This window comes from Pandoraea sp. ISTKB (assembly GCF_001721285.1).
Taxonomy (GTDB): Bacteria; Pseudomonadota; Gammaproteobacteria; order Burkholderiales; family Burkholderiaceae; genus Pandoraea; species Pandoraea capi.
In genome coordinates this window covers 138,040-162,965 of sequence record NZ_MAOS01000020.1, presented here as the reverse complement: position 1 = coordinate 162,965, position 24,926 = coordinate 138,040, and the positions used below count along the sequence as shown (strand labels likewise).

Genomic DNA, 24,926 nt, shown 5'->3' with positions numbered 1-24,926 from the left:
CTGGCGAAGCTAGACGCGCTCGCAAAGGTCGCCTTCAAAGGCTCGCGGCGCGCAGCACTGAAATCCTTGGTGCAGCAGCTCCCTGCACCAGAAGAAAAGATTTGATACCGTAGCCGGTTACGGTATAATCTGACTTATGGTCGGCTCGGATGTGCCGAAAATCCAACTACTTGGGGCGCGATGATGGAGTTCGAGGCAAACGGCAAGGTGTATCAGACGGACGAAGAGACGCTTGCGCTGATGCGTGCCTTCCGCGAGGCGGGTAATGCGGAAATGGTCGGTGCAGTATTCGAACTTGGCTTGCGTTTCGGCCGCATTGTTGCTCGTTGACGCGGGAAGAAGGAAAACATGCTCGTGAAACCAGAGTCCCTGCGCATGCTGAAGCGCTCCAAGGGTTCAGACGGTAAAGCGCTCCCCGGCTTGTGGGAGAGCGACATTGTCCGAATGGAGTGGGTCGACGGTGCTTGGCATTGCGAGGTACCGATGCGGGAGATTGGCAAGACGCACTTCTACGAATTCCGCCCGCTGGAACTGGGTGGAAAATGGCGCTCAATCGGAGCCCTGCGCACCCGCGCCGCAGCCTGTATGTACGCAGAAAGGCTCAGGGACGGCACGCACGTTTATCAGGGCGAGACTCGTGACGATGTCGGCAAGATTCCCGGTTACCTCGTCGCATGGTCCGAAGTGTCTGCCGAAATCGCGGCGCACCCATCCGTAAGCTGATCGGATCGGAATACAGCCAAGACAATGGACGAAGTTTCGGAGAACGAGGCGGTCAAAGAGGCACTGAAGGCGCTCCAGCGCGCGAAAGAGTTGAGTGAGCGTGCGGGCTATGGGGGCATGGTGCTGGGGCCACTCGCCGACGCGCACCGTGAGGCGCAAAGCGCCCTTGATACGGCACTCGGACGAAACTAGAGGAAAAACATCTATGACTCAGAAAGAGAAAGCTGAACTGGCCCGACTCGGACGGGCATGGGCATGCGGTCGCGCTACCAAAGCGCAAATGCTGCGCCATACGGAGTTGGCCCGCAAAGACGACTTCGAACGCGCGAAGCAGGGCCGCTAAGCCACGGAAAAACGCGGGTTGTGCCTGCACTAAGAATGGAGGGAACAGATGGCAATTTATGTATTCCAGGCGATGGTCCAGGTGGCGATTGGGCTGCTCCCGCTTCAGTTGATGCTGTTCGTCATGTCTCCGGCCCCCTCGCTGAGGACGGCATACGTCGACAGTTGGCGAAAGATGGCACGGGGAACCGGTTGGGTGTTCACTCGCCTGTTCCAACTCCAGCATGGTTCGGAGCAGTGGATTGGATTTGCCGCATTCGGGCTGGTCGGCTTCTACGTGGTGATTTTCTCGGTAATCGACACCGTGGCGCGCTTCGCGCACTGAAACGAGGGATAAAGAACGTGACTGCGATGCACAAGCCTTGGAGCCTGTCGGATTCATACTGGTCGTCGCTGAGCGGCGAGCACAAGGCGCTGTACGCGCTCGTGCGGCCCCAGCCCAAGGCGACATACGAAGTCGACGTCCAGTTGAGCCATGTGGAACGCTTCTTGCGCGGACAGGCCAAGGACATGATGTCGATGGGCGGCGTGTTGGAGTTGGAGCCCGACTTTCAGCGCGGCCATGTCTGGACCGACGAACAGCGCGTGAAATTCGTAGAGTCGTTGTTACGGGGCTGCGCGCCGCGATCCATCCTGTTCAATTGCCCGGGCTGGAACAGCGAGCAGGCATCCGGCGACATTGCACCTCACACATTTCAATGCATCGACGGATTGCAACGACTGACGGCAATTCGGAAATTCATTGGAGGGGAGTTTCGAGTGTTTGGCGATCTGAGTGCTGGGCAACTGAAGGGTTCGCCGTTCGATCCTTCGCATTATACGTTGAAGGTGTCCGTGTACGAATTCGCTAATCGGGTTGATCTCTTGCAGTTCTACCTCGACCTCAACTCCGGCGGTACCGTCCATGGCGCACAAGAGCTTGAGCGTGTTCGCCAACTGCGTGAGCTGGCGAATTCTTCCGTGCACGGCGATTGATATCTAGGGAAAAAGGAAAACGAGAGAGGGACATGGACCACACTGCACAAATCGACCGAGGACTGGAACTACTTGCGCTGTGCCAATCACTCCAGTCTGAAAAGGACGGCGTGGACCGACCTGCACCTTTCGCGATCGACAAGTCTAAGACGCTCGACCAATTCGCGAAGGACATCAACGCAGCCTGCACCAATATGGCTGCGCTGCGCAAGCTGATCCCCCAGATGCTTCGATTGGCCGAACTTGGCCGGAAGCTTGAATCCGACGGGAAACTTGACGTCGAATGCGGTGACGATTATTCGAGCGCTGCGCTCAATTTCGTGCTCCGAGAACACGGCCTCAAATAACCACGGGAAAATTTTCAATGACTGCACTGTTGATTCTTTCAGAAGCCCTTGGGTTGGGCGTCGACGAGCAACGATTCGTTGCTGCGATTTTGCGAGAGCGTCGAGAGGCGAAGCCCTACGCCCTAACTACGGTCTCTATGGCAGCACTCGCGAGCGTGATCGAGTCCGACCTTGAGCCAGAAGAGCGGCTAGCACCGAATGTTCAACAGATGCTTATGAATGGCGCGGAAGTGGTCCTCGCGGGCCTCCTCCGGCAGAGCCGCAGTTTGAAGATCGCCGGGGAGTCAGCAATCGCGACGTTCAGAGTGCTAGACGAGGTGCGGTATCGCAAGGGCGCTTCTGTCGTCGATGTGCGGATCGGGCAGGCATTCCTCCAGGTGCTCACCCGTGTCGCAAACGACGGTCGTGTGCCCCTCCACTGAGCAGGAAGAACTGAAGGAGTCAAAATGTTCAAAATGGTAGTGAAAGTGGCCCGCAATGGCGAACTGTTGGACGTGATGGAATCTGGGGTCACCGAGTCAGAAGGCAAACAGATGCTCGCTGCCGCGCTCGCAGATGATCGGTCGCTGCCGAACAACGGGCAAGACATGGAGGACGGCGAGGTTTGGGTAGACATGCACGACGCCGAGGGAGATATCGTCTCGAGCGAACCTGCATGTTTTCATCGTGCCGATGCTGCGGACGCGCTGCAGCTTCATTTCGGCGCGTCCTCAAGCATGGTCGCGAAGTGTCTGTCCATGCGTAACGTTGATGAGCATTACAAGGACCATCGTGCGGCTATTCGTGCCGTCCTCAAGGGTGCCCGGTAAGACAACGAAAAATGGTCATGAAAAATTTGAAGGTTGTCCCGACGAGCCTAGGCTCTAGTGCGAACTGGCTCGGATCGGGGGGCATGGCTGACAGCAACCTCGTGTGGATCTGAAGCAAGACGACTTTAAGGAGCAGTAAAAAGAGGACAACGATGGGACGTATATTGGGGCGCGTTGAGTATCGAGAGACAGAGCTGGTCCGGTACTTCATTCACGACGACACTTCTGGTTGGTCCATGCCTCCGCTTTTTATCAATTCGGCCGAAGCGTGGGACGCCTACGACAGTGGCGAGGGAAAGGCACTGCGTGAAACTGTGCCGAAACAAAGCACGCACGTCAGGGTGATTCGCAAAGTGCTTGCACACGGCCTCATTTTTGCCGTGTCCGGTGAGACTTACGGGGAGGCGGTGTTTGGGTTAGCGACGGACGATCGACTGTTGTACCCGCTCAGCACTGGAGGCGAAGAAGCTCCGATGTGCTTCTTGAAGTCTGCTGGCATTTTCCACGTTGCCGAAGAATTAGATGGCGGCTTCGATGGCTTCTACGACCATCCGCTGTGTGCGGACCGGTGGCAGTGGAGTGAGAACGATGAGCGCATTGCATTCGAGGAGCTTCATGGCAAGCCCCTTGACCTGTGTCCGCGCTGCGTCGAAGTGTTGATGACGAAGCGTAGTTAAGACAAAGGAAAAAGCCGCTTGATGGATGCGCGTCACGCCCACTTGGTGAGCATCCGTAAATCGACTTAGGCCGCATCTGCGGCCTTTATTGCAGGTGGAGAGATGGTTGCGAAGAAGCAGGTCCCGGCGAACTACGACTACACGGGCGCGGATCGTGTCGAGCGACAGCGCAAGGCGCTCGTGGACGCTGGCGGCGGCCGGGTCGAGGCATATCTCGATGCGGGCGAACTGGCGAAGCTCGAGGCGCTCGCGAAGACCGCCTTTAAAGGCTCGCGACGCGCAGCACTGAAATACCTGGTCCAGCAGCTCCCCGATTTGGAAGAAAAGACTTGATACCGTAACCGGTTACGGTAGAATTCGATTCATCGTCGGTGCAAATTTGCCGATAACCCTTTTGCAAAAGCGAGGATGATCGCATGAAGGTTTTGGTGGACAAAGCAGCCCTCGATGCATTGCTGAAAACAGCGACGCCGGTGCACGAGGGAGGCACTACGGCGATCTCCCGTGAGCTAAACCTCGACGATCTCCTGTATGAGGCCGTCGAAGCCGCCAAGCCGCGCCGTCGTGCAAAGGCCGGGGATAGCAACATTGACCCGCTGGATCAATTGGTGTCGGTTGTCATCGGCGTTCCGGAGTCGATGAATCGGTATATTAAGGCGCAAGTTGCTGAAGCCGGGACGAACGTACAGGCTTACACGCGCGCCGTATTCCATTTGGCAATGCGTGCGGGGTTGATGGATCGATTGACCGCTTCGATGTCCATCAACCGCGAATAGGAAAGCCGTACATAACATCAGGAGCAGAGAGTGTCATTCGAGCAACATCAGCTTGATGGAGAAATTGAAGCCTACTGCGAAAAGCATGGTCGAGATGCGCTCCAAACCTACACGGGACCGGGTGGCGAGCATATGGTGCTCCGCTCACACAGTGCAACGGAAGCCGTCCTCGTCGTGCTTGGAACGCACGAAGAAGTTCGAGCTAGTCATGGGGAGTTCGAGCAGTGCTATCGCCGTATCGTCATCGATGAGGCATTCGCTCTAAGCGCGAACGAGAAGCAGCGGGAAAGTTACCACTCTTGGCTTGGACTTCAGCTACTGGCAATCCGGTTTTGCCTCGACTCAGATCGTGGAAGCGTAGGAAACTGATCGGAAATTTGGAGGTTGGCGTGGGAAGATGCATTGGGCGGGTTGAGAACCACAATTTTATGAAGTCACCCCGGTACTTCATACACTGCAACACGACTGGAGTCTCTTCGAACGCGTTGTTCCAATCCCGTGAAGTAGCCTGGCGTGTGTACGGTGAGAACGCAGAGGGTGAGGGAGGAGATTGGGGGGCGTTGGAAGCCGCTATTCCCGCGACGGCAACCGATCTGTTTGTCGTCAAAGTGTACCTCCCTTACTCCGATGAGCCCTCTTTTTTCCTCGCAAGTTCTGACCGACTCTTTGCAAGAAGTTCGACTCTCGGTGGGGATGGTGCATTGGACTTCGGGCTGCTGGAAGTCAGCGGTGTCATGCACGTCTCGACGGAACACGAGACCGGCGGCTATGGCAGTCCGGAAGTCGTCTTCGATTCGCCAATTTGCCAGGACGCAAAGCAACCGGTGGACGCGCATTATGTTTCACTTGAGGATGTCTTCGATAGGCCCCTGAACGAGCTGGTTTGCCCCGACTGCTTGAAGCTGATGGTCGGCGATGGGTTCGTTGTTACTCCCAAGTGTTAGCCAGCGAAAAAGACAATGCCTCCATTGATTTTTGCCCTAATTCTTCTGGTCGGCTGACTCGGGGTGTACTTGACGCAATCGATAGCGAGCACTCCGGAGTACGCGCAGTTTCTTGGAGCATATAGCCCGTGGTTAGCCTCGCACGCTGTCGACGTTGGCTATGCGGCGACTGCTCTGGTCTGGTCGGCGACGGTGGTTCTGCCCTGGATCCTGGTTCATGGGGATCAGGACGGTCGACTTCAGGACGCGCAGGACACCATGATTGACTGGGGGCTAGCCGTGCTGACGCCCGTCGCCACCGTGGCTTGGATCATCAGCGTTGGTTACTTGCTCGGCCTTGGATTCTTTGGTGCAAAGAATCTTTTTTAAACAATCGAACCCAATCGGAACCATATGACGGCATTAGTAATCGCGTTGGCATTGATTTGTCTCGCGCTCGGATTGATGGTGTGGCGGCTTTTCACGTTGTGCTTGGCTGCTCGGAGGGAAATTGATCACCCGGACCGACTGCCGGGGATGTTGCGCGAGATTGCGGGAAGAATCGAGCGAAAGGGGGACTGGGAAACCTTGGAGCGGATGCGCGATGCTTGTCGCCGCGCGCTGCGCGACTTAGACCATCTACGGCACCACACTAGGAGCAATATGGACCATCTCAGACCCACACGAGAGCCTGCCCGGGGCATCTACGACGCATTGTTGCGCGAGGCCTCAAAGAGGATGGGCCGGTCCACAGAAGAATGGATTTCGGCTGAGCGTGACGCTGTTCTGCGTGAAGCTATCTTCCAGGCCCAGAAGCTGGGTAGGCCCGCTCCTTCCCTTGACGACGTGGAGCGCGCTGAGCGTGCTGCGTTGGGACACTCAGACTACATTGCGAAATGGGCATACGGAGTTGCCGCCGCGATCGTCAACTAATCTGGAAATGATGAAGAGAAGAGCGCACCACGCCATGTTGGTTCAGTCGGGTGATACCGGGTCGCTACTGGACAAGCTCAACGCGGATGAGCGCGGAGCACTTGCCGAATGGTCCGCTTCGGAGCGGAACAAATGGGGTACCGTTGATCTGATGCGTTGGCCCGGCTGGAGTGAGGCATTGCAGCGAATGCAGTTTGACATGGAGGCGACGTGGGCAAAGGCGATCGATATTATTGATCGTGTTAAATCGCGCGGCAACGGATGAATAGGGACGCACACCAATGAAAGTCAAGATAAGTAAGCGAGGAGCGCACTTCGAGGTGGACCCTGTAGATATGCCTGGTAGTCCGCTGGTGGGTAAGGGCGAAAGTGTGGCAGAGGCGCTGGCCGAATTCATGATCTTCTATCAGGCCCGTTTGGGGATCGAGATTGAAGTCGATGCCTCCGTCGGCGACGCCGAGCACCAACGGATCAACGAAAAAACTGCGGACGCTGCCCGAGGCTGGGCTCTGTACTGAGTCGAGCGAATACCCACGTATGGGTAAAAGTAATAGCGCGAAGAAAACCGCAGACGGCACGAACCCGCTATTGGTGAAGGACGAGCGGAAGTTACAAACCTCCGGAAGAATGCGTCATGAATATCTCAGTCACGCAGACGAAGTCCGTAAAGCTGTCACCCGGCGAGTTCGCCCTGTTTGAGTCGATCATCGAGCATGTCTACCCTGATCCGAAAGAAGGGTCTACGTTGCCGCTCGACGAGGGAGATTCGCGTGCCGCGAAGGGGCTGGCCCGCAAGGGGCTCGTGATGATCGCCGAGGATTGCGGCCGTCCGGCAATGACATTCACCGCGTTAGGCGCGGCGATCTACCAAGAGCAGTTGGCCGTGCGCGCTGCGTAACGCAAGGAATACGGATGACCTTGTTAGGATGGCTCGTACTGGTTGGTGGTGCTGTGACGCTAAGTGGTGCGGTTTATGTTTGGAACGATAGATACCGGCGCGTGCCGCTGGCCGAGTTCGGTGAGGGCAACGTACAGCGGGTCGGCGCGTGGGAGAACCCCGAGTGGCGTGAAAAGGTTTGGTCACGCGGGTGGATGACGAGCGCCGAGTGGCGTGCGGTGAACAAGCGACAGCTTGCGGCAATTGATGCGGAACTGCGTCGGCGCGGCATTACACCGAAAGACTAGGAAAAACGCGAATATGAACAAGATTCTGCTCGTAGCGGTATTGGTGCTCGCCGGATGCCAGCAATCCCAGCCCGAGGCAAGCGCAGAGGCTAAAAAGACAACGTCTTCCGATGCGGCCGCGATCACTATCGTCCAATCCAAAGAGGGGAAGGGAAACCATAATAGCGTAGAGCTCGGCGGCGGGGCGTCAACGGTCACAGTAATTCAATCAGATGATGGCGCCGTATCGGTTAGACGCCCCGAAGGGGCCGCAGTGCATGTTACCCAGACTACCAGTGGAGATAACAAGACGAGCGCAGTTTCAATCACCGGCACAGAACCTGGGGGGGGCATCTCCATCAAGCAGTCGAGCAACGGAAACGGTAACGTAAATTCCGTCACGATCCAATGAAGCTTCGCCATTTCGCGCCTACGGTACATTGGGCGAGCTCCCCCTCGAGTTTCTCAGCGTTGTTTGATCTGACTGACGATTGAACTCGGGAAAAAAAGAAAGGAACTCAAACGTGGTCGGCACTGTGATTCTGAAAATTATCTCCGCGTTGGCGATTCTATATGTGGCAATTCAAGTCCAACGCGAAGGATTGCACCTATGGGCCGGTTTAATCGCCATCGCAGCGGCTGGGTTGCTGGCTTCGTACACGTTTTCCTGGTCTATCGAGCTTCGGTGGTTGTGCTGGGCCGCCGTAGCTGTCACCGCGAGCGTAGGGCTCGCAAAGGCGGTGCATTGTGAAATCGAACGCAACGAACGGAACCGCTGACTGCATGCAGAAAGAGGACTGGAGTTACTCTGGACTATCCAGCGCTTGGTCAATCGAGCAACGGGCGTTTGCAGAGCGTGCAATAGTGCGCGCGAAGGCGGAGATTGTGGAGGATATTGCACGTGGACGTGTCTCAGCCGCCGTTTCTGACTTTGACGAGCTGAAACGGCGCGTGACGGACGCAGGGGCCTATGGTGGACTGTGGGAGCTAGATATCGAAGAGCTGGGCGAAACGCTGTTTCCCCCACCTAATCCGAAGTGGAGTGGACCTGGAGCCGGATATGACTGGGCTTGTACCGTCATTCGACAAGCCATTCACGAATGGCTTAAACAAGGCAGACCGAGCGACGGCTGAAACGGAATATCGGAATGGGATACGTGACAGCTCTCTTATGGCGCCAGAGTTATTGCGACTGGCGCCCTACGGCTCTCGGCGTTGAGGCGCAAGTGCTACTGCACAATCCAACTTATCACTGATAGATCAAAAGAGGAGCCGTGATGAGAATACATGCGGGCATGGACTTAGTTGAACTCATCCCCCTGATGGGGAAGCGAGCCCGCCCCGGTTACGTGGGCTTGGCCTCGATGCAAGAGGCGTCCGACATGCGGCAACTATTGGTTCGAGACTTCGACGGGGAAGACACCAACGATATCGAAGGCCACACCTGGCACTTGTACTGTTGCGCGGTTGACCCAAGTGAGCAGAGTCCGAACGTTCGCACGGACGACCTGGTGATCTAACTCGAATCACGACATCCAAACCACGCCCGCCTGGTCGGCTTTGGGCGCGTACCCAAGCCCGAGCCCGTTCATATCTTTTCGCTCATGCGAATCGCAAGTGATAAATGACGTTATCACTCGTTTATCCCAAAGAAAGCAAATAAATACGCGTATACGCACGTATATTTATCTTGACTCAGCCGGAAGGCGCGGCTAAAGTTCGAGTGCGTTGGTAGCAAAAAAATAAATGAATTTGCAACGCATAAAGACGGTAGTAGACTAATCCGAGGAATTTGGAGCGAAATATGTCAATGAAAGCACTTGCCGCAAACGGCGATATCAAGAAGGTCGACCGCTTCCGTGTGCCCTTGGGGATGCTCAAGGTCCGTGCGGACAACATTCGCTACAAGGACAGCGTCGAAAACCGGCAACACGTCGCGAACATCAAAGCGAGCCTGGCCAGGCAATTCGCCGACGATTTGGAAGTATCGACGGAGCCTGGCCACCGCCACGGCAGCTTGCAACTTAAGAAGCAGCGTTCGCTGTGCGTTCACGACATCGAGGTCGACGTCGACGCTGACGACGTTATCACTGTGGTCGACGGCAACTGCTCCGTGACCGCGTTGAATCAGTTGGAACGCGAGGGAGTCATCGACGACCGCTTCCTGGTTGACGTGCTCGTCAAGAAGTTCGAGAGCGTGGAAGAGATTCAGATCCGGATGCTCACTGCTGGTCAGGCGAAAAACCCCAGCCCCCTCGAGTACGGCCTCGCCTTCCGGAACTTTCGGGACGGCGTATACGGTCGTGCATGGTCTGTGGAAGAGATCGCAGAGCGCTTTAAACGCAGTGTCGTGAGCGTGCGCACTTTGCTCAATCTTGCAGATGCTGACCCGCGTATCCACAAGATGATTTTTGACGATCTCATCAAGTCGCACTTTGCGATGGACATCGTCGCGAAGCACGGAGACGACGCTTACGAAGTCCTTTCGCGCGGCGTGCAAAGTGCTGACGCAGCGGGTAAAGCGAAGGTGACTGCAGCGTCGATCAATGGCCGAGCGCTGCCGAAAAAGATCGTTTTTGGCGCGCTCTCCTCGATCGAGACGTTCTCGTCCTCACTCGACAAATCGACCCGTCGTCAGCTCGCGGAAATCGAGAACCTTTCCGACGATCAGCTTAAAGGCCGCAAGGTCGAGATCGACGCCGCCCTCGTTCTCAAATTGCTGAAAGCAGGCTCCGAGATCGACGAGGCAAAGCAACGTCAAGCGGAGCGCGATCGCGATCGCGCAGCAGTCGCCGCTCAGGCCGAAATTGAAGCGTAACTGTTTTGACCTGCGCTTCCCCGCGCTCACTTGGGGCGGCCCGTACGGCGCCCGTCTTTTTCCGGGGAGTGTTTGGTCACTCATAGGAGAGTCACATGTGGTTTAAGAATCTTCAGCTCACCCGTGTCGGTGCATCTTGGACAACGACAGAAGCAGCTCTCGAAGAGATGCTTGAGAAGCATGCCTTTCGTGGGGCGGCGGGCCTTGAGATGGAGGCTTCAGGCTGGGTTCCCAGCATCAAGGGCGGGCCTCTGGCGCACCGCGTTCAGAAGCACGTGCTCCTGACATTGCGTACGGAGAAGAAGCTCCTTCCAGGTAGCGTAATTGCCCAGTTTGTACGCGCGAAGGCTGAGGAGCTTGAGGAGCAACAGGGCTTTAAGCCGGGGCGTAAGCAGATGCGAGAGCTCAAGGAACAGGTCACCGATGAGCTGCTTCCCCGGGCATTCGGGATTCATCGTGATATCCGAGTCTGGCTCGACCTCGAAAACCACTTTCTCTTGATCGACTCGTCGTCTTTGAGTGTCGCAGACCAGGTTCGAAGCACCCTACTGAAGACCACGGATATCCCTCTACTGAACGTGGAGCTGAATGAGAGCCCGGTTGCCGTCATGACATCGTGGTTGTCGGCGAACGAAGCTCCTTCCGGCTTTTCAATCGACCAGGATGTTGAACTTCGCTCCAACACGAACGAAAAAGCTGCGGTCCGATATGTGCACCATCCTCTTGACGGCGACGATGTCAGGAAGCACATCGAGGAAGGAAAGCGCAGCACAAAGTTGGCGATGACGTGGAACGATCGGATCTCTTTCGTCTTGAGCGAAGACTTCACGATCAAACGCATCACACCCCTTGACATCCTCAAGGACGCTGCGGACCCTGCTGACGGTGAAGCTGAGCGGTTCGACGCCGACTTCAAGTTGATGACAGGAGAGTTGGCGAACCTCTTGAAAGATGTCATCGATGCTACCGGTGGCGAACGCTCCGATGATCGCGCAGCCGCTTGATGGGGCAAGACAGATGAGCGCTCACCCCAGCCTTTTCGTCGAGCTCAACTGTGCGAAAGCCGGAACCGGCTGTCCAGGCGACTCTGACCTCGGCTTCGAGCCAACGAGGAGTCAGCTTGGAATTCTGCAGCACGCTCTTGGCATCCGCATTCGCGGCGACAAGTCCTATCGGAACCACTTCGTCGCCGGTCCCGGTCATCACGATTACAGCGATCTGATGGCACTTGTTCGCGCAGGGATGATGCGCGAGCACCCCGCAAGCCAGATAACCGGCGGAGATCCGTGGTTTGACGTAACTGGCTCAGGCTGGACCACTGCCTTCGATGCGCTGCCCGAGCCGCCGAAGCCTCCTAAGCGCTCGCGCTACGACGAGTTCTTGGACGCCGACGGGTGCCTCGGCGATTCGTTTGGCGAGTTTCTTTGTGGTGGCCGACTCCCCGAATTCGAATCGCGCAACGATCTGCGCCGGGACGATAGCGGCCGACTCATCTGGATCACCGAGTACCGCATGTTCCGAAATTTCGATTTCTGGACGCGCGACGTCCAAGGCGGTTGGTGCTCGACGAAGAAGGATGCCAAGGCCAGCTACAAGGCCGCGCTCAAGGCGAGCAAAGAGAAGGTGACCCCATGAACTGCGATTGCATCAGCACGACGGAGAAGCGCATCGAAGAGAAGTTCTCCGCAGAGCTTGGGGCCGACATCAAAGCCACATGCACGGCGGCAGCACTTGCCGTGCGCGGAAATGCGCTCGAAACCTGCCTCTACACACGCTTCAAGCTCACCGGCAACGCCAAGGGATACACGCGCGGCAAGGAAATCACCATGATCGCCAGCTTTTGTCCGTTCTGCGGCGAACCGACGAAGCCGAAAGAGGAGAACCAGAGTGCCTGACATCAAGACCATGACGTTTGATGCGAACCGGTATCAGCTCGTGCCGAAAAAGCTGGACGAAGTTACCGCCGAGGCGATGAAGTGCGCACGGGTTCGCAGCAAAGACGAGCAAGAGGTGTGGGACATTACTCTCGCCGCCGCCCCCACGCCAGCCGCACAGAGCGCAGGGCAAGAGGCGATTTATCAGGTGCTGGATGCGCCGGGAAAGTGGTTCGATGTGCGCGAGCAAGATTGGCCGCACTTCGCCGACAAGGAGCGTCGCATCGTCTACGCCTCGCCCGTGAATGGCAGCGAGCGTGCCCCGGAGTGGTGCTGTTTCCACTGCGGCGAGACTTTTGACGACCGCGAATCAGCCGCGCTTCACTTCGGCAGAACCGAAATGCAGTCTCCTGCCTGCACCATCGACATTGCAGAGTATCGGGCAATGGAAAACCGCATGACCGACTACAACAACGAAGACACTGAGCTTCACCGCGAGATTGCGCGACAAGAGTGCAACCATGCAACGGCACTGCGCCGCGAGGAAGAAAAGGGATATGCGCGTGGACTTGCTGACGCGGCCAAGGAGCGCGCCGCAGATGCGCAGCAGGTGGACTTGGATGATGAAACATTGTCTCGCCTCATCGGTGTCATCCAGATGCTGGAGCCAATCGAAAGCGGGAAGGCCCAAACCGCATCTGACCACCTACTTGCAAAAACGCGGGAACGCGCGGCCACTATCGCGGACGCACGTCGTGTTCTAGGTTTTGCAATCCCGATGCTGCGTCAGGTATACGCGACACTCAACGGGTACGCCCTCACGTCTCCCGCGAAGGACGGCGAACCGGTGTGTTGGTGGGATAGCGAGCGCAATGATATGCGTTGGAAACCGGGACTGTTGAATTGCGATTTCGCGGACGGCCAGCCGTTCTACACGCATCCGGTTACCGCGAAGGTGGGCGGGGATGAGCGAGACCATATCGCACTCGCTAAGTCCATGCTGGCGCTGGTCGATGAATACCATGAGCGCCCCAGTTCGGATACGCGCAAGGCATTGCGAGTCGCCCTCACCGACGAGTTCCGAAAGCTGCTCATCCGCGACGCGCCGTCGGCGGATGGCGGGGAAACGAAAGAGGTGGCGGGCCTGCGAGCCATCGCGAGAGAGTACGGCGAACTGATGCGTCACATGGATTCAGGCGGTGACTTTCACGAGTTCCACATGCGGATTGCCGCAGCAGAGGACGCCGTCATTGCCGCCAATCAGGCGAAGGGAGATGCGTCGTGATCCGTGATCAATTCCTTCTCGACATTCAGCCCGAGTTAATCATCGACAACTTCGCTGGCGGTGGTGGTGCGAGCTGTGGCATTGAACTCGCGCTGGGCCGACACGTTGACCATGCTATCAACCACGATCCTGAAGCAGTCGCCATGCACGCGATCAACCATCCGCAGACTGAGCACCATTGCGAATCTGTATGGGATGTGGACCCACTCGCGTTGACACGCGGTCGGCCGGTGGGCCTCGCGTGGTTCTCGCCGGACTGCAAGCATTTCAGCAAGGCAAAGGGCGGCAAGCCGCGCGACAAGAAGATTCGCGGGCTGGCGTGGGTGGCGATGCGCTGGGCTGCTGTCGTGCGCCCGCGCGTCATCATGCTCGAGAACGTCGAAGAGTTCCGCACGTGGGGTCCGGTGCTCGCCGACGGCTCGCCGTGCCCCAAGCGTAAGGGCGACACGTTCCGCTCGTTCGTTCGCCAATTGGAAGCTATGGGCTACTCAGCCGAGCACCGCGAGCTGCGCGCCTGCGACTATGGCGCGCCGACGATCCGGAAACGCCTGTTTCTGATCGCGCGTTGCGACGGTAAGGCCATCGTCTGGCCCGAGCCGACGCACGGCGCTCCGGGCAGCGCGGCGGTCGTGGCCGGATTGCGCAAGCCGTGGCGCACCGCCGCCGAGTGCATCGACTGGTCTATCCCGTGCCCGTCGATCTTCGAGCGCAAGAAGGAGCTCGCAGTAGCCACGATGCGCCGCATTGCGCGCGGCGTCCGCCGTTATGTGATCAATGCGGCCGATCCGTTCATCGTGAAGTTCCAGCAGAACAGCGTGGGGCAGTCTATCGACCGTCCGCTGGACACCGTCATGGCCGGTGCGACGCGATTTGGGCTCGTCTCGCCGCACCTGACGAAATTCCGCACGGGCTCGACGGGCTCTGATCTTCGCGAGCCAGTACCAACCATCACCGCAGGGCCAAAGGAAAACCCGGCAGGCGCTGCCCATGCACTCGGGCTGGTCGTTCCGGTATTGACCGAATGCGCCAACGCGTCGACGCAACGATCGTGGCCAGCAGACGAACCGCTACGCACCCAATGCGCAGAGGTCAAGGGGGGGCATTTCGCGCTCGCATCGGCCACGCTCGTCCAGACAGGTTACGGCGAGCGTCCCGGCCAAGCACCGCGCGCGCCTGGCCTTGATAAGCCACTGGGCACAGTCGTTGCGGGCGGCGCGAAGCATGCGCTCGTGTCGGCCTTCCTCGCAAAGCACTACGGCGGGAACTACGACGGCCCTGGCGTCAGCCCGCGAGATCCCGCCAGCACGATCACGACCACCGATCACCATGCGCTGGTGACGGCCAGCGTGATGACAAACACTACGGGGCACGCGGGTTCAGAGGCATCCGCCCCTCTGTCTACTATCGCTACCGGCGGTCACCATGCTGTCGTTTCATCTCACTTGGTCAAGTTGCGCAACAACCAGTTCGGCCATGACGCGCGTCAGCCAATGCAGAAACTCCCAACTGATGGCGGCCATGTAGGTGCCGTGCGAGCGTTTCTCGTGAAGTACTACAGCGAAGGCGGTCAAGATCAAAGCTGCCGCGATCCGATGCATACCATCCCGACGAAGGATCGACTCGGCCTGGTCACAGTGGCTGGCGAGCAATACCAGATCGCAGACATCGGCATGCGCATGCTTGAACCGCATGAGCTGTACGCGGCGCAGGGCTTCCCCGCGTCGTACGTGATCGCGCCGGTTCTCAACGGCAAGCGACTCGCAAAGCACGCTCAGGTGCGAATGTGCGGCAATAGCGTAAGCCCCCCCATGGCGGCTGCGCTGGTGCGCGCGAACGTTCCAGAAATGGCGGCATGGACCTCCAGTGAACGCAAGGAAATGGCCGCCGCATGACCACCCTCCCGGTCATGGCTGAAGTACTGCGCGTCGATGAACACAACGCCATCAAAAGGCGTGACTTCGATGGTGATGTCCCACTGCGTTGCACGGCTAGCGCTCGGCATGCGCGCAAAGGATCGTTAAAGGAGACAACTATGGACGACATTTTTGCAAACCAAACGTTCGGCAAGATTGCACTTAAGAAGCTTGAACCTCTTCCCGCGAATTTTATGTTGTATGTCGCCGGTTGGCTTGGCGATGGCACCCGGCGCGATGTCATGGAGGTGAGTGGCGCGGTTTTTCGCGAGGCCAAGTCCGGACCACGGAAGGGCAAGCTGTGCGTCATGGTTCCCGGAACGAAGCGAACCACGTATGTCACAGCCGACGAAATGGACGCGGTTGAGAAAGCGGAAGGCCTGGGATGACGGTCTACGTCGACGACATGCGGGCCCCTTATGGTCGGATGCTCATGTGCCACATGCTCGCGGACTCAGACGAGGAGCTTCACGAAATGGCGTCTCGCATTGGCGTGGCCCGTCGGTGGCATCAGAAATCTGATACACCGCATAGCCACTACGACATCTGCATGAGCAAGCGCGCGATCGCCGTCAAGCTCGGCGCCGTGGAGGTGACGCGGAAAGGTGTCGTCGCGGTTATCAGAGCGAGGCGAGCCGCACAGCTCGCCATCGATCGGGACGGTGGTAGCACGCTCACCATCCCGCTAGCTGAAATTGTCGTTGACGTAGCGACCGATCATCCTTGATCCCGGAGCTCGCATGTATCGAGTCATCGAAGAGGAAGAGGCATTCGTTCTGCTGGAGCTCGCCGGTTGCATCTTGCCGGAGCGAAGTGGCCACGCCTGGCTTGATCTGTCTGTACCACTCGATTGGATCCATTTGCCGCCTGTAAAAACCGTGACCGTGGAGACGCGCGCGGAAGCCATTGAGCATGCCCGTAGCTGCAATCGCTTCGCGCACGTTTATTTGGGGCACGCCGGAGACTCTCTGCTAGCCCAACTTCTTTGTGGCCTTCCGCGTGTCTTGGCGGCACGAATGAGACATGACGCTAGGATTCGCGCCGTTATGACCTTCGCTGACTTTTTTACCATCTTGGATTTGCGAGATGCTGCGCGGCGCCACCAGAACGGAGAACCTCTCGTGGCACCGACCGTCGATCTCGGGGAAGCATAAAAATGACTTCAACAACGGATTTCAAGCCTGTGCGGCCTACCGCCGCAAGTGCCGTGGACGCGTTTCTTGCGAAATGCCACCCGGGGAGCCGAAAACTAGGCTCTGTGAACGTCACAAGCGAAGCGGGATTTTCGGCATTTCAGGAGATCCGTACGGTTCGCGGGGAGCTCCTCCGGCTCTATTTGGACTGTCCGCCGTCGGGAGGCTGGCGTGTATGCGCTTTTGCGAAACCCGTGAGACAGGTGTAATCCGGCCGATCGGTACCTGCGCCTCAGATTCTCCCAGCCCCCGGACTTCGTAAGACGAGGTCGAACCGATTAAAATTACTGTCGCCGAATACCGGAGCCCGTTCTGTGAAACGAAAAGATGAATCGACTTTGCTTGCAACGCAAGGCTTTTGGGCCGTCCTTGCGACGGGCACCCCTCCGACCGTCGACAAAGTCAACGCCTGGCTGGAAGCGAGCGGGCATGGACGGCGCGATCGGACCTTGATCAACGAGGTTGTCAAGAAGTGCTGGGTAACCGTCGGTGAGCGGACGCAGCAGACCTCCGAGCTCCCGGGTATCCCGAAGGACGCCGTCGACCTGTTCCTGCGTCTGCGCGAAGACCTCATGACCATTTGTCGCGCTGAATTTGAAGATGAGCGCGCACATGTTGTGGCAGAGGCCGACCGCGCAACGGAAGCAGCACGGCTTCTTCGAACGGACGCCGAACGCTCAGTACAGGCGGCCGACACAGCGCGGAACGCTGCATTGACACGATGCGAAGAGCTGAACGCCGCGCTTAGTAGAGCGTCTGCAGAGCTCAAGGATCTACGTGAGCGCATTGGCGAGGAGCGTGCCCTGCGGAGCAAGGTGGACTTTGAGTTGGCCAACCTCAAGGCAACGTGCGCCACGGAAGTGAAGCGGCTGGAGGAGCATCGAGACAGCCTTACTGACGAAGTGCGGCGTGTGTCGTTGCAAGTCGACGTGGAGCGGCAATCGCTCAAGGCTTCTCAAGCGGAATGCGCCGATCTACGCGCGCTGCTCTCGGCAGCCAGGGACCGCGAGTCAAAGAAAGACATCGAGCTGGTCGAGCTCGAGGCGCGTTGTGCCGCCCAGGCCCGACAAGTTGAGTCCGAATCCGCGCGCGCGACACGCGCCGAGACGCGATGCGCAGAACTTGATACAGCATTGGCCACGGCAGGCGCTGACCTTTTTGCGGAAAGGACGGAAACGGAGCGTCTGCGTGCAATCGTCACGGAGCTATCGGATCGCCCCGATGTATCCGTCGCCCAGATCGAATCGGCCCTCGCCCTCGCATGGGCCTCGGCCGCTGCCGCTCCCGGCAAGGTTGAGCGAGGAGCCGATGGCGCCACAGTGTTCGCCGAGCGCGGTGCACGTTACGCGGCAAAAGCGGCAAAGACACTTTTTAAGCATCAGCAGCGCGCGAAATGACCGAGCCGGATCGAAAAATCCGCGAGCTCACTGCGGAACACATCGTTTCGGTCGGCATTCACACCGATGACGTGGAATCCATCGTGGATATTGCCATTGCGCTTGGCTGGACATCGCTTTCGCTTGAGGGCTTCGACGATCAAACCACCGCAGCTATTGCCGACAGACTCGCGTTTCACGGCGTCAGCGTTTGGACGTCCGGCCACGAAGGCATGAAGTGGCGAACGCCGAACGCAATATACGCCGACTTGCTTGAGCGGTTGCGCGTCCTTCCCCCTAAGGGCCGGTGAGATGGTCGCTTCGCGCGTTGCTGATCGTATCCTAGACGCCCTACTCTCCGAGGACCTCGTGTTGAGGTTGAGGTCTGATCGGGGGCGTGGGGGCCTTGGCCTGCTTTACGTCAGCTCGATGGCCTCGGCGATAACGATTCCGGCCTTGGGGGCGCTGGTTACCCCTGGCTTGGGTGTCGTCGGTACTGCCGTAGGCGGATTGATCGCGGTATTTGTCGGACTGCCGTGCGCACGATTCCTGCAGACGGAGCACGCGCGTGATCTCGCCTGCGACGTTTACCGAGGCATGTGCACGCCAAGCGAACTTGAATCCGGGCAGGCAACCGCATATGCCATTGAATACGGGGATTACCTGACAGCAGTGGTCATGTATGCCCACGAGTTTGGTGTCAGCTATGACGCCGCGAAGCCTGCCGTGAAGGCGATGATCCGAGATCGACTCGCAAAGATTGACGCGATCGAGACGCCGATCATGTGCTAAGGGTGCGTGGATAGCGGGCCACGCCGATTAGATGCGCGCCCAAGTCCGGCATTCCTGCTTCCCTGAGCAACTCTGCGGCTTTGCGTGATCGACGCTCAGTACGAGGCAAAAAAATCGCCCTTTCCGATTGACACGGTCGCGGCATAGGGGCCCACAGCCAGGTGATTCCCGCGTAGCGCATCGCGTCGGAAAATGCCACGGAAAACTCCGCGTCATCCGGCACAACAAACACTTCAAAATGCTCTACCAGCTCGTGCACTGCCGATGGGTTAATGCCGTACTTCCGCAACCTCCCCATTAGCGGGACACGCACATCGAGTCGTTTGGCAATGTAGCGCGCCGCAGCGAAATGGTGTGACCCTCCTGTATTCTTCAACCAGATCCTCCCGTCCCACGCGTAGTGCGCAAAATGGTCGCTCGTGGGACGCCCATGAAGAATCCTGATCTCCCGATGCGCCAGGTTCTTTCGTAACTGGTCGTGCGAGATCTCCCGAACCAGCTCGGGGCTCCGGGCTTCTATGAAGCGATCCATATCGCGATAGTCGGAGAGAGGGCTCTTCGAAGCCCCCAAACCCTCCACCTGGCTAATATCGCACTCCCAGCCATCGAAGACTTCTACCGTACCAATCTCTTGCAGGCCAGGCACCAAAGCCGTAAAGCTTTCGTAATATCCGCCGCTCTGGCGCCAACCCATGATTCGTTCCGGCGCGCCAGCGTTCCAGTCGTTCAAGTCTGGGTGGCCAAACCGATGCCACTGAGGGATCTCTTCGGCGTCTATTGATTCTGAGGAGGATAGTGACGCACGTTGCGCGTAAGAGCGCTCCGAAAGGAGTGTGACGAGGCGTGCCGGGTGGCCGAATTGTTCCTTAATGAAGGACAGAATACTCATGGTCAGGTGGCTTGAACGGTATGCGTACATCAATCCGTCATTCCGGAGCTTGAAATTCCGGAACTAGGTCATGCGAAGGCGCGAGATCTCTCTTCTAAGATCTTTGCAAGCTCGTCCTGAGCATTGATGAGCTCGCGCTGGCGTGCGGCAAGAAGCTCTGCTGTCACAGCGTCCGACCCTGCGTCGAACTTGCGTTGAACGCTCGCGACCACTTCTTTCAGCCGTTGCACATCTGCCTCGAGCGCTTGCTGGCGTCCAGCGCCCACTGCGACGAACGGCTTTTCGTCTGCGAGGAACAACGACATTCCTGATCCTGGTTTGACCATGTGCATTTCCATCCAGTTGTTTTGCGTCATGATATTTGGGTTCGCCTGAAATTAGTCGGAATCGACCGCGAGTCAGTACCAGATGTCAATGATTTCCACCACCGCCCCGTCGCATCGACAATTGCCCGATCTGCATAGCCTCGTTGTTCGGCCGATTGCATATAGCGACCTCGCCTCCGACTCCGTATGCAGCGCGGAGGCGTGCCGCGAGCCTTGGGTGAGTAGTGTCGCATCGGAACAGCACATCTTCGACGTGCTGCAGAAGCTCCTCAACAAACATCCCTCTCTTGAGGGCGGATTCGATTCTGTTTGCCTGAACGTGTTTTCCCCGCGCCCGCGCACGCTCAATTACTTGAGGAGCGCGTTCTGCGCTGTCCTCCCATTTATCGAGAGCATCCGCCATAACAATGCCGCCCCTAAACTCGGGAAGGGCGTTGGCGTGTAGAAACACCGCCATCACCAACAGACTGGCGAACCCGATCCACAATGCTACTGTCATTCTGGCTGTAGCTCCTTCGTCCCGGATTCCGAGACAAAATTCGGCTCAGCCCCGGCAAACACACACGAAGGCGCTTCCGGCCATTCGCGCCGAATAGCGCCAAAATCGCCATGCAGCCAGCACCGAAGGAACTCGATTCCGGAATCGGTGCCGACCGCAAACTTGATTGCTTCAACCGCCGCATTACTCATAGCGATTCTCTGCACCGAGCCGCGCTGTGCACGCGAGCAATCTCCCCGCCGAATCCCGCATGAAGTAAACCGACGTCGCACGCGCCGTGCGCTTGAATGACCCCTGGCGCCAATGCCTCCGAGGATTTGCTGATCACTAAGGGGCCGCCCACAACCTTTTCACCCGTGGTGCGGAAGGTCTGGTGCGGGTCCTTAGCGTTCGTAACGTCCTCCGTATGGATGTCAGAGGTGGTCGGTGCCAAACGAACGACGATCTTGAGCGACTTTGAGTCGCTCCGAGGGATCGATACCTCTTGCCCTAAGGGAACCACAACCTGCGCTTCGTAGACGTCTCTCAGCAATTCCGGTATCTGCATGTTCACGCCGCTCACCTGCACCGTGCGAATGGACTTGAGCTTGTTGTTTGCCACCGACAGGTGCAGAAGAACCTCACCTGCCCCAAGGCGGTCGCTGGGCACAACGCTTACAGTTCGGCCCAGGAACATTTCTCCCGTGCGTATTCCGACAGTGCCACCAGTGCTGTCCACGCCCGCGACGTACGTTTTGGACTCTCCCGTGCGGAGGACAGCAAGCTGATCCTCGGGACCAAGAAGAGAGACTTGAGATTCCTGCACCACACCATCGAACCATTTCAATTCGACAACATACCGCTTCGAGTCGATCGCGTGGACAACACTGCTCGCAAAAAACATCGTTGCACAAACAGCTGCGCCGACGGCACGCACGCTTTTACGAAGAACCATTTTGACCTCCGAGGTAAATGTGTGGGCACCGGGCATTCTCAGTTCGGGATCCCAAATGCTCACAAATTGAGACAAATCGCACATTTTCGAAGTCATTATAGCCCAGAGATCAAAAACAGTTATTTTTATGAATCGCTTGAGTGCAAAGAATCTCCATTATCGTGATTTTTGCCTTATTATCGCGTTTATGCGATCCTGCGATACAGCAGTCGATCCACCGAATAGTTCTCCAGAGGATTTCGCTCATGCCGCACCTCCACGATGATGCAAACAGCAAAGAGGCCGCAACCGCACAGTCACTGGCGCGAACGCTGGCCTTACTCAATAGCGAATTTCCTGCATCGGAAGTTCGTCGTTCTACGCAACCCGTGGACGAGCGGCCGGGTGTTTCGTCTGTCGAAGCTTCCGTCGTGGATCACAAGCGGTACGGCAGCATCTACGTGGCCCAAACAGAAGCCGACTTCTTGCGATCGATCGGCATCACTGTTGGGGCATACGACCATGACGCCGGACGGTTCCCCGCAATGGTGTCGGCTCATCGTGCCGCAGATGCTATGGAGTACCTGTCGCAGTTCCAATACCAATTCGACCTGGTGGCCTTCGACGAGCGCCTTGTTGCTCAAGCGCCCGACACTTTGACCGTGAATGAACGGCAAGCGATGGGCGCATATCTCGACTTCCAACTGGCAGGTACCCCGTCTGACCTCGATCGTCAGGACCTCGAAGATCTGCGGGACAAATTGTCAGCCCTCAGCGCTGGTCCGACTGCCCCCATGCAAGAGCCCTCGAGTCACGCTCACGCGGATTTTGAGCTGGGTTGAGCTCGAAGACATTCGCTCGTCAGCCTCTTAACACGTCGGGCACGCATCCGACGTGAGTCATGGAATCTAGCCCAGAGTCATCCTCCGGGCGACGTACCTTCAAGTTTTCACTGCTGCGAAAGCGGATGATTAAGTACCGCTCAATGTCCGCAAGGCGCGAAAGACTGTTTTCATCCGGAACCCCGATGAACAACCGCGCCCCGTGGCGAAGCGCCCCTTCGACCCAATGCCGGTAGCTGGCAGCATATCGCGGCGCCCTCCTTTTTCCCATGGGCGATAGCCTAGCGTTGCCTCCGAAGAACGTCGTCGTGTGACCCCAATAGAAGGGCTCGCCGTTCCATTCGTGAAGGTAGAGGCAGTTTTGACAATCCATCGCCTCTGCGTATGTCTTGTATTCCTTCCAAGTAATCGTAATCACTTTTCTCATCGTGCCAAAGGCAACGGCACCCAATCAAGCAGATCAAACGGCCACACGCATATCGAGAGCACTGCGGCCAGGCAAAGCGCGGGGCCAAAGGGAACAAACCGCCCGCCATTTTCAGCTCGTCGGAACAGCAGAGCCATGGGCAAAATTGCCACGCAGCTGACAAGCATAATCGTTATCACTGGCGTAGCGCCAAGCAGTCCGCCGACCGCCGCCATCAATTTCGCATCCCCTCTCCCAATGCAATCCTGCTTCCCCATCATTCGCGTCACGGCATTGGGCACTTCAACGACGCCCCATCCGACTGCCGCCCCCAAGACGACTTGGAGCATTGGCTGAAACGCAAATAGATAGTTGGCCAGAAGCGCGAGGCACGCGAGCGGAAGTGTAATGACGTCCGGTAGCAACTTGAGCTCAGCGTCGACAATTGCCGCACATATCAGCATCGCGCAAGCGACGAGCGACACGGCGAATCTCGGGTTTGCTCCTAATCGCGCATACAGAATCGGTGTGATGGCACAGCAAACAATCACGCCGATAGTAATAGACACGATGCGCAACGTAGGCGAGCTTGACCGCTCCAGAGCATAGCGTGACGCCAATCGGTGCTTTAGGTGCACGCTGGAAAACATCACAGCGACCCCAAGAAATCCGCCGAAAAACACCGCAATCCAATTCATATTTGACTGAATAAATATATTTTTTTGCAACCATAGCAGCGCAATTTCGTTTGAGAATAGTACAATTTGCGAAAATCAATCAAATATCATCAGTTCAGGGGCGATGTTATGTCGGAGCGAGAGCACACTGTCCGAACAATGGCACCGAGTGAGGTCGAAGCAGTAATCGCGGCGAATCGCCTGCCGGAGCTTCGGGAGAACCTCAAACGCCTTAACAGACGTGCCGAGAAACACGGCGTTCAACCGTTTTCGTTGCAGGTCGGCGAATACGGACACACATTTCTTGAAGATCGATCCGAGGGATATGGGGTTCATCTGCGCACGGTGCGGGTTACGTTGAAGGGGACGGCGTTCGCCCTCGGTGACTACACGGTGATGGCCTCGCTAAACCACAAGGATGCCCAGTATTTCGCCGCGCCCGGGTATGCCATCCCCACTCGCTATCTCCAGTGCGAGCCCAGCTGCGATCATTGCTCTACGCAGAAGCGTCGCACCCAAACGTACCTTCTGGCCGATCCTTCTGGTGACGTCAAACATGTGGGGAGCACTTGCGTTGAAGAATTCACCGGCCACCGCGTCGAGCACGCGCTCGCAGCGACGTCGATGTATACGGAGTTTGCCGCCTTGATCGACGCCATGATCGGCGAGGAGCCCGAAGCGGGGGGGCGCATGCAAGGTCCCGGGTTTCCAACTCTGCCATTTCTCGCGCTGGTCTCGCAGTGCATACGTAAGGACGGCTGGGTTTCGTCCGCCCAAGCTTCCGCGAATCGGGAGAACGGCGCGAGTCCGACCGAGTCGACGGCCAAGTGTGCCCTTGATGCGCTCAGCAAACTGCAGGATCCCGACGATCCTGCAGCGATGGCATGCCTCGAGCCCGTCGACGTGCAAACCGCAACCTCGGCACTCGAGCACGCACGCGAATTCTATCGGGCGCTGGCCGAACAGAACACCATGCAGGACTTCGACGCGAATATGTGGGCAACCTGCCGGTTTGATCGCGTGTCGGAAAAGCAGATCGGGCTGGCTGCCTTTGTCGTTCGCAAATACATCAACGAAGTCGTCCAGCCCGCTCGCGATCGCAGCCGGAACTCGGAGTACCAGGGTACGGTAAGTCAGCGCTCCGAATTCACGCTTCAGCTCGAGAAGAAGATCCCTCTCGACGGATATTTCGGCGAACGCTGCTTGCACATTTTTAGCGACCTTTCTGGAAACAAGTTTACTTGGGTAGCGTCGCGCCCCACGGATCTGGAAGTCGGTAAAACCTACATCGGTAAGGGCACGGTCAAGAAGCACGAAGAGCGCCATGACGTGAAGCAAACAGTGCTTTCGCGTCTAAGCGCGACCGAGCTCACATCGCCCGAACCAACGTCGAACGTCGACGAGAGCCCCTCGCCCTGACCGTATTGAATCGACCGCCGTCCAAAGGAGGACAC

Annotated in this window: 39 protein-coding genes; 35 read left to right on the top strand and 4 right to left on the bottom strand. The window is 57.7% G+C overall.

The genetic code is table 11. The features are described from left to right. The first annotated feature begins 180 nt into the window (after nt 1–180). The 32 genes from A9762_RS28845 (at nt 181) to A9762_RS04735 (ending at nt 18,920) form a co-directional block, all read left to right on the top strand. On the top strand, nt 181–330 hold the full coding sequence (locus A9762_RS28845) for a hypothetical protein (protein WP_170836179.1): 150 nt from the start codon (nt 181–183) through the stop codon (nt 328–330). 45 nt (nt 331–375) lie between these two features. Further along, complete coding sequence (locus tag A9762_RS04885; RefSeq protein WP_139133062.1) at nt 376–723, top strand: hypothetical protein; 348 nt, start codon at nt 376–378, stop codon at nt 721–723. Nucleotides 724–747: 24 nt separating this feature from the next. Then, nucleotides 748–915, top strand: coding sequence for a hypothetical protein (locus A9762_RS28840; protein ID WP_170836178.1), 168 nt, complete (start codon nt 748–750; stop codon nt 913–915). Between the two features lie 13 nt (nt 916–928). Further along, nucleotides 929–1,066 (top strand): hypothetical protein, encoded by a 138-nt coding sequence (locus A9762_RS28835; protein ID WP_170836177.1) that lies wholly within the window; start codon nt 929–931, stop codon nt 1,064–1,066. A 48-nt stretch (nt 1,067–1,114) separates the two neighbouring features. Beyond that, nucleotides 1,115–1,390, top strand: a complete 276-nt coding sequence (locus A9762_RS04880; protein WP_240493437.1) for a hypothetical protein — start codon at nt 1,115–1,117, stop codon at nt 1,388–1,390. 26 nt (nt 1,391–1,416) lie between these two features. Next, on the top strand, nt 1,417–2,040 hold the full coding sequence (locus A9762_RS04875) for a DUF262 domain-containing protein (RefSeq protein ID WP_069340758.1): 624 nt from the start codon (nt 1,417–1,419) through the stop codon (nt 2,038–2,040). 32 nt (nt 2,041–2,072) lie between these two features. Further along, entirely contained in the window at nt 2,073–2,387 is a 315-nt protein-coding gene (locus A9762_RS04870) for a hypothetical protein (RefSeq protein ID WP_069340757.1), read from the top strand. A 17-nt stretch (nt 2,388–2,404) separates the two neighbouring features. Beyond that, nucleotides 2,405–2,809, top strand: a complete 405-nt coding sequence (locus tag A9762_RS04865; protein ID WP_069340756.1) for a hypothetical protein — start codon at nt 2,405–2,407, stop codon at nt 2,807–2,809. Nucleotides 2,810–2,833: 24 nt separating this feature from the next. Beyond that, a complete protein-coding gene (locus A9762_RS04860) occupies nt 2,834–3,196 on the top strand; it encodes a hypothetical protein (protein ID WP_069340755.1) in 363 nt (120 codons plus the stop codon). Nucleotides 3,197–3,432: 236 nt separating this feature from the next. Further along, entirely contained in the window at nt 3,433–3,873 is a 441-nt protein-coding gene (locus A9762_RS04855; RefSeq protein ID WP_139133098.1) for a hypothetical protein, read from the top strand. A gap of 102 nt (nt 3,874–3,975) precedes the next feature. After that, entirely contained in the window at nt 3,976–4,206 is a 231-nt protein-coding gene (locus tag A9762_RS04850) for a hypothetical protein (RefSeq protein WP_069340913.1), read from the top strand. 83 nt (nt 4,207–4,289) lie between these two features. After that, nucleotides 4,290–4,649 carry a hypothetical protein gene (locus A9762_RS04845; RefSeq protein WP_069340912.1) on the top strand — a complete coding sequence of 120 codons (360 nt, stop codon included), beginning with the start codon at nt 4,290–4,292 and terminating at the stop codon, nt 4,647–4,649. Nucleotides 4,650–4,679: 30 nt separating this feature from the next. Beyond that, nucleotides 4,680–5,018: a hypothetical protein gene (locus tag A9762_RS28440; protein WP_139133097.1), complete on the top strand. Its 339-nt coding sequence runs from the start codon at nt 4,680–4,682 to the stop codon at nt 5,016–5,018. Between the two features lie 191 nt (nt 5,019–5,209). Continuing rightward, nucleotides 5,210–5,593: a hypothetical protein gene (locus A9762_RS04840; RefSeq protein ID WP_139133096.1), complete on the top strand. Its 384-nt coding sequence runs from the start codon at nt 5,210–5,212 to the stop codon at nt 5,591–5,593. Between the two features lie 69 nt (nt 5,594–5,662). After that, nucleotides 5,663–5,962: a hypothetical protein gene (locus tag A9762_RS04835; RefSeq protein WP_139133095.1), complete on the top strand. Its 300-nt coding sequence runs from the start codon at nt 5,663–5,665 to the stop codon at nt 5,960–5,962. 577 nt (nt 5,963–6,539) lie between these two features. After that, nucleotides 6,540–6,770, top strand: a complete 231-nt coding sequence (locus A9762_RS04825; RefSeq protein WP_139133094.1) for a hypothetical protein — start codon at nt 6,540–6,542, stop codon at nt 6,768–6,770. A gap of 16 nt (nt 6,771–6,786) precedes the next feature. Then, the gene (locus A9762_RS04820; protein ID WP_069340908.1) at nt 6,787–7,023 is read left to right on the top strand and encodes a hypothetical protein; all 237 of its coding nucleotides are present in this window, start codon (nt 6,787–6,789) and stop codon (nt 7,021–7,023) included. Between the two features lie 116 nt (nt 7,024–7,139). Then, nucleotides 7,140–7,403 (top strand): hypothetical protein, encoded by a 264-nt coding sequence (locus A9762_RS04815; RefSeq protein WP_069340907.1) that lies wholly within the window; start codon nt 7,140–7,142, stop codon nt 7,401–7,403. Between the two features lie 14 nt (nt 7,404–7,417). Then, nucleotides 7,418–7,690: a hypothetical protein gene (locus A9762_RS04810; protein ID WP_069340906.1), complete on the top strand. Its 273-nt coding sequence runs from the start codon at nt 7,418–7,420 to the stop codon at nt 7,688–7,690. Nucleotides 7,691–7,703: 13 nt separating this feature from the next. After that, on the top strand, nt 7,704–8,081 hold the full coding sequence (locus A9762_RS04805) for a hypothetical protein (protein ID WP_069340905.1): 378 nt from the start codon (nt 7,704–7,706) through the stop codon (nt 8,079–8,081). Between the two features lie 371 nt (nt 8,082–8,452). After that, on the top strand, nt 8,453–8,803 hold the full coding sequence (locus tag A9762_RS28435; protein ID WP_139133093.1) for a hypothetical protein: 351 nt from the start codon (nt 8,453–8,455) through the stop codon (nt 8,801–8,803). Nucleotides 8,804–9,479: 676 nt separating this feature from the next. Next, on the top strand, nt 9,480–10,487 hold the full coding sequence (locus tag A9762_RS04790; RefSeq protein ID WP_069340902.1) for a hypothetical protein: 1,008 nt from the start codon (nt 9,480–9,482) through the stop codon (nt 10,485–10,487). Nucleotides 10,488–10,582: 95 nt separating this feature from the next. Next, entirely contained in the window at nt 10,583–11,491 is a 909-nt protein-coding gene (locus tag A9762_RS04785) for a recombination-associated protein RdgC (RefSeq protein ID WP_069340901.1), read from the top strand. Next, the gene (locus tag A9762_RS04780) at nt 11,472–12,122 is read left to right on the top strand and encodes a hypothetical protein (protein WP_206093553.1); all 651 of its coding nucleotides are present in this window, start codon (nt 11,472–11,474) and stop codon (nt 12,120–12,122) included. Before A9762_RS04785 ends, A9762_RS04780 begins: the two co-directional genes overlap by 20 nt. Then, a complete protein-coding gene (locus A9762_RS04775) occupies nt 12,119–12,382 on the top strand; it encodes a hypothetical protein (protein WP_069340900.1) in 264 nt (87 codons plus the stop codon). The genes A9762_RS04780 and A9762_RS04775 overlap by 4 nt, the downstream gene beginning before the upstream one ends. Continuing rightward, complete coding sequence (locus A9762_RS29075; RefSeq protein WP_069340899.1) at nt 12,375–13,646, top strand: hypothetical protein; 1,272 nt, start codon at nt 12,375–12,377, stop codon at nt 13,644–13,646. Before A9762_RS04775 ends, A9762_RS29075 begins: the two co-directional genes overlap by 8 nt. Continuing rightward, nucleotides 13,643–15,538 (top strand): DNA cytosine methyltransferase, encoded by a 1,896-nt coding sequence (locus A9762_RS04765; RefSeq protein ID WP_069340898.1) that lies wholly within the window; start codon nt 13,643–13,645, stop codon nt 15,536–15,538. The genes A9762_RS29075 and A9762_RS04765 overlap by 4 nt, the downstream gene beginning before the upstream one ends. Continuing rightward, nucleotides 15,535–15,948 carry a hypothetical protein gene (locus A9762_RS04760; protein ID WP_240493448.1) on the top strand — a complete coding sequence of 138 codons (414 nt, stop codon included), beginning with the start codon at nt 15,535–15,537 and terminating at the stop codon, nt 15,946–15,948. The genes A9762_RS04765 and A9762_RS04760 overlap by 4 nt, the downstream gene beginning before the upstream one ends. After that, nucleotides 15,945–16,286: a DUF4031 domain-containing protein gene (locus A9762_RS04755; protein ID WP_083253631.1), complete on the top strand. Its 342-nt coding sequence runs from the start codon at nt 15,945–15,947 to the stop codon at nt 16,284–16,286. Before A9762_RS04760 ends, A9762_RS04755 begins: the two co-directional genes overlap by 4 nt. A gap of 780 nt (nt 16,287–17,066) precedes the next feature. Continuing rightward, nucleotides 17,067–18,149: a hypothetical protein gene (locus tag A9762_RS04745; RefSeq protein WP_139133092.1), complete on the top strand. Its 1,083-nt coding sequence runs from the start codon at nt 17,067–17,069 to the stop codon at nt 18,147–18,149. Next, nucleotides 18,146–18,439 carry a hypothetical protein gene (locus tag A9762_RS04740; protein WP_069340895.1) on the top strand — a complete coding sequence of 98 codons (294 nt, stop codon included), beginning with the start codon at nt 18,146–18,148 and terminating at the stop codon, nt 18,437–18,439. The genes A9762_RS04745 and A9762_RS04740 overlap by 4 nt, the downstream gene beginning before the upstream one ends. Before the next feature lie 118 nt (nt 18,440–18,557). Beyond that, nucleotides 18,558–18,920 carry a hypothetical protein gene (locus tag A9762_RS04735; RefSeq protein WP_139133091.1) on the top strand — a complete coding sequence of 121 codons (363 nt, stop codon included), beginning with the start codon at nt 18,558–18,560 and terminating at the stop codon, nt 18,918–18,920. Here the strand turns inward: A9762_RS04735 and A9762_RS04730 are convergent. Next, nucleotides 18,910–19,809, bottom strand: coding sequence for a DUF6685 family protein (locus A9762_RS04730; RefSeq protein WP_139133090.1), 900 nt, complete (start codon nt 19,807–19,809; stop codon nt 18,910–18,912). The two genes, A9762_RS04735 and A9762_RS04730, sit on opposite strands and share 11 nt — an antisense overlap. Nucleotides 19,810–19,877: 68 nt before the next feature. Next, the gene (locus A9762_RS04725; RefSeq protein WP_139133089.1) at nt 19,878–20,165 is read right to left on the bottom strand and encodes a hypothetical protein; all 288 of its coding nucleotides are present in this window, start codon (nt 20,163–20,165) and stop codon (nt 19,878–19,880) included. Between the two features lie 58 nt (nt 20,166–20,223). Here A9762_RS04725 and A9762_RS28430 point away from each other — a divergent pair, with 58 nt between their 5' ends. Next, nucleotides 20,224–20,580 carry a hypothetical protein gene (locus A9762_RS28430; protein WP_139133088.1) on the top strand — a complete coding sequence of 119 codons (357 nt, stop codon included), beginning with the start codon at nt 20,224–20,226 and terminating at the stop codon, nt 20,578–20,580. A 241-nt stretch (nt 20,581–20,821) separates the two neighbouring features. Here A9762_RS28430 and A9762_RS04715 read toward each other — a convergent pair whose 3' ends face one another. Further along, nucleotides 20,822–21,568 (bottom strand): hypothetical protein, encoded by a 747-nt coding sequence (locus A9762_RS04715; protein ID WP_139133087.1) that lies wholly within the window; start codon nt 21,566–21,568, stop codon nt 20,822–20,824. Between the two features lie 245 nt (nt 21,569–21,813). Between A9762_RS04715 and A9762_RS04710 the strand changes: the two genes are divergently transcribed. Beyond that, nucleotides 21,814–22,389, top strand: coding sequence for a hypothetical protein (locus tag A9762_RS04710; RefSeq protein WP_139133086.1), 576 nt, complete (start codon nt 21,814–21,816; stop codon nt 22,387–22,389). A 423-nt stretch (nt 22,390–22,812) separates the two neighbouring features. Here the strand turns inward: A9762_RS04710 and A9762_RS27980 are convergent, their stop codons facing one another. Beyond that, entirely contained in the window at nt 22,813–23,493 is a 681-nt protein-coding gene (locus A9762_RS27980; protein ID WP_139133085.1) for an A24 family peptidase, read from the bottom strand. Nucleotides 23,494–23,631: 138 nt separating this feature from the next. Between A9762_RS27980 and A9762_RS04695 the strand changes: the two genes are divergently transcribed. Continuing rightward, on the top strand, nt 23,632–24,891 hold the full coding sequence (locus A9762_RS04695; RefSeq protein ID WP_069340888.1) for a hypothetical protein: 1,260 nt from the start codon (nt 23,632–23,634) through the stop codon (nt 24,889–24,891). Nucleotides 24,892–24,926: the final 35 nt, after the last annotated feature.